This is a genomic window from Planomonospora algeriensis, assembly GCF_977012225.1.
In genome coordinates this window covers 1-3,338 of sequence record NZ_CDRNDK010000587.1, presented here as the reverse complement: position 1 = coordinate 3,338, position 3,338 = coordinate 1, and the positions used below count along the sequence as shown (strand labels likewise).

Here is a 3,338-nt window from a genome sequence, read left to right as displayed (position 1 = left end):
GGATCCGGCGGCCGGGGTGGAGCACGGCGCGCAGCGACTCGACCGGGCGGGTCACCAGGCTGACGACCTCGGTCCGGTCGGCGGCCCAGCCGAGGCGGGCGCAGGCCAGCGAGACCGACGACGCGTGCGGGACCACCCGGAGCCGGTCCGGCCCCAGCAGGCGGGCCAGCGTCGTGCCGATGCCGTGGAACATGGGGTCGCCGCTGGCCAGCACGCAGATCCGGCGGCCGGAGTGGGCGGCGATCAGGCCGGGCAGCGCGGGCAGCAGCGGTGAGGGCCACACGACCCGCTCGGCGGTGGGCTCGGGCACCAGGGCGAGCTGCCGCGCGCCGCCCATGAGCACCTCGGCGGTGTGCAGTTCGCGGCGCGCGGCCGCCGACAGCCCGGCCCAGCCGTCGGCGCCGATCCCGACGACCGCGACGGCCGGGCCGGTGTCCGTGACGGGTCCTGCGGCGGAGCCTGTGAAGGGGCCTGCGACGGGGCCCGGGGAAGCGTCAGACATTGCCCATGACCCGGGTGACGCGGATCTCGATCACGACGCGGGAGGGGTTCTCGCGGGGCGTCTTGTAGCGCTCGGCGTAGCGGCGTTCGGCCTCGGCGACCGACTCCGGATCCCGGCGGACCACCGCCCGGCCCTCCAGGGTCGACCAGCGCCGCCCGTCCACCTGGCAGACCGCGACCGGCACGCCCTCACCGGCCTCCCGCTCCGCCTCCGGGACGTGGCGGGCCTTGCGTGAGGAGCCGGAGGTGATCACCCGCGCGACGCCCGCCTCGGCGTCCAGCGTCACCCCCACCGGGACCACGTGCGGGGTGCCGTCGGGCCGCAGGGTGGTCAGCGTGCACAGGTGGCGCTCCCGCCAGAAGGCGTGGAATCCGTCCCCGAGATCCTTCAACACCCGGCCCTTCCCTGATCGTCATGGTTCAGGGCGACATGTTAGGGCTTCCCCCCGGGTCGCGCCCCGCCGGGCGGGCGCGGGGGCGGGCGGTCAGCTTCCCGCGTTGTAGATCACCTGCTCCGGGGCGACCCGGACCGTGATGCGCTGCTCCCCCGGCTGGCGGTACGGGTAGGAGTCCACGTTCAGGTACTTCTTCGCCAGACGGTCAATGACCGCGTCGGCGCCCTCCAGTTCCAGCTGCGCCGTACCCGAGACGCTCACCAGGTGGAAGGGGTCCTGCGGGTCCAGGACGCTCACCGACACCTGGGGGTCGGCGCGCAGGTGCCGCTCCTTGGCCCGGCCGATGGCCGTGTTGAAGACGACGTCGTCGCCGTCGACGTCCACCCAGACCACGGTGCTGTGCAGCGAGCCGTCCGGCCGCAGCGTGGTCACCCAGCCGTGCACCGGCCGGCGGAGCAGTTCCTTGGCGTCGTCGTTCAGCTTCCCCACGGAGACCTCCAGGATCGGTTCGGTATGCCTACGGACCGATCGAACAGCTTCTCGCGGCGACCCGCTCCGCTCCGCCACGCGTTCCCGGAATCCGCGTTCCCGTTCCCGACCTGCCGTTTACGCAGGGGCTCCGGCCCGCCTCCCGTTCATATGCCGCGTCCGCGCGGGTAGGGGGCCGCCCATGACCGAACTTCGCCAGAGCGATCCCGCGGAGCCGGGTATCCGGCGCCGCCGCAGGGGCCACGGCTTCAGCTACCACCACCCCGACGGCCGGCCGGTCCGCGACCGCCGCACCATCGCGCGGATCAGGTCGCTGGCCCTCCCCCCGGCCTGGACCGACGTGTGGATCTGCCGCTCGGCGGACGGGCACATCCAGGCGGTCGGCACGGACTCGGCCGGCCGCCGGCAGTACCGGTACCACGACGTCTGGCGCGTCGAGCAGGACCGGATCAAGTTCGACCGGGTCCTGGAGATGGCCGACCGGCTGCCGAAGTTCCGCGACCGCGTCGCCGAGCACCTGCGGCAGCGGGGGCTGACCCGCGAGCGGGTGCTCGGCGCGGCGGCCCGGATGCTCGACATCGGCTTCTTCCGGGTGGGCGGCGAGGCGTACGAGTCGTTCGGCCTGGCGACGCTGCGGATGGAGCACGTCACCTGCGCGGCGGGCCGGGTCGCCTGCTCCTACCCGGCCAAGGGCGGCAAGCACCGCGAGATGGAGATCGTCGACGCGGACGTGTGCGAGGTGGTCGCCGCCCTGCACCGGAGCGGCGAGGACGGCGAGCTGCTGCGCTACCGGGACGGCTCCCGCTGGGTGGACGTGCGCAGCGACGACATCAACGCCTACCTGCGCGAGGCGTTCGAGTACGAGGTGTCGGCCAAGGACTTCCGGACCTGGCACGCGACCGTGCTCGCCGCGGTGGGCCTGGCGGTCTCCACCCGGGCCCGGTCGCGGACCGGCAGGAGGCGGGCGGTCAGCAGGGTGATGACCGAGGTGGCCCGCTACCTCGGCAACACCCCCGCCGTCGCCCGCGCGTCCTACGTCGACCCCCGCGTCGTCGAGGCCTACGAGAAGGGGCGGACCGTCGCCCGCGCGCTCACCGAACTCGGCGCCGAGACCGACTTCGGGCAGCTGTCCACCCACGGCGGCGTGGAGCGGGCGGTCATCTCGCTGCTGCGCCGATCGTGAATTCTCCGACGCCGATTTTGCCGACCTTTTCTCTCCCGAACCCGTATGAACCCGACAGGCGCGGGCATCCGAGTGAACAAGTTGAGCCGACATCGGTCGGATTTATCCCACATTCATTGGATTTGATGTGACTTCTCGTAATGACATCGCCTTCATCACGCACTGGTCCCGCCTCGCGGCCTGCCTCAGCGAGGACCCGGAGCTGTTCTTCCCCATCTCGCTCCAGGGGCCGGGCCACATGCAGCACGAACACGCCAAGGCCGTCTGCCGGCGCTGCCCGGTGCGCGCCCAATGCCTGGAGTACGCCCTCAGCACCCACCAGATGCACGGCGTCTGGGGCGGTACCAGCCCCGACGAACGGGCCGCGGCCCTGGCGGGCACCCGGCAGGGCGCCAGCATGTGACGCCGGGCCCGAGCGGCCGCGGCCTCTCGCACCACGCGCGTCCGGCCACGCCGCCCCCTGTGGAGACCATCAGAGCCTCCCGAGGGGACCGTCGCCTTCAGGCGACGGGGGAACCGGGAGCGGGAGGGCCGCCCAGGCCCGAGCGTGCCCCGACCTGTCAGGTCCGCGCATCATGAACGTCCTTCCCGGTTTTACCGGCGCCAGCCGATATCGTGGTGTTATCGTTACCGAACGTGAGGGGAGGTGGGTGTGCGCAGGTCCTACAAGTTCCTGCTGCGCCCCACCGCCAAGCAGGCCGCCGCCCTCACCGCCTGCCTGGAAGACCACCGGCAGCTCTACAACGCCGCCCTGGAGCACCGCCGTACCG

At 72.7% G+C, this 3,338-nt stretch carries 6 protein-coding genes; 3 read left to right on the top strand and 3 right to left on the bottom strand.

Annotation, left to right across the window (positions count from 1 at the left end; genetic code table 11):
* The 3 genes from cbiE to ACWJ6R_RS32880 all read right to left on the bottom strand — a co-directional run.
* Positions 1–502, bottom strand: a 502-nt coding sequence (gene cbiE / locus ACWJ6R_RS32890) for a precorrin-6y C5,15-methyltransferase (decarboxylating) subunit CbiE (RefSeq protein ID WP_449065954.1), incomplete at its 3' end; no start/stop codon positions are given.
* Positions 495–896 (bottom strand): pyridoxamine 5'-phosphate oxidase family protein, encoded by a 402-nt coding sequence (locus ACWJ6R_RS32885; protein WP_449065953.1) that lies wholly within the window; start codon positions 894–896, stop codon positions 495–497. The genes ACWJ6R_RS32885 and cbiE, both read right to left, overlap by 8 nt.
* A gap of 90 nt (positions 897–986) precedes the next feature.
* Positions 987–1,385, bottom strand: a complete 399-nt coding sequence (locus ACWJ6R_RS32880; RefSeq protein ID WP_449065952.1) for a PPOX class F420-dependent oxidoreductase — start codon at positions 1,383–1,385, stop codon at positions 987–989.
* A gap of 181 nt (positions 1,386–1,566) precedes the next feature.
* Here ACWJ6R_RS32880 and ACWJ6R_RS32875 point away from each other — a divergent pair, with 181 nt between their 5' ends.
* The 3 genes from ACWJ6R_RS32875 to ACWJ6R_RS32865 form a co-directional block, all read left to right on the top strand.
* Positions 1,567–2,568: a DNA topoisomerase IB gene (locus tag ACWJ6R_RS32875; protein WP_449065951.1), complete on the top strand. Its 1,002-nt coding sequence runs from the start codon at positions 1,567–1,569 to the stop codon at positions 2,566–2,568.
* A 127-nt stretch (positions 2,569–2,695) separates the two neighbouring features.
* Positions 2,696–2,971: a WhiB family transcriptional regulator gene (locus ACWJ6R_RS32870; RefSeq protein WP_449065950.1), complete on the top strand. Its 276-nt coding sequence runs from the start codon at positions 2,696–2,698 to the stop codon at positions 2,969–2,971.
* Positions 2,972–3,214: 243 nt separating this feature from the next.
* On the top strand, positions 3,215–3,338 hold a 124-nt coding region (locus tag ACWJ6R_RS32865; RefSeq protein WP_449065955.1), incomplete at its 3' end, for a helix-turn-helix domain-containing protein.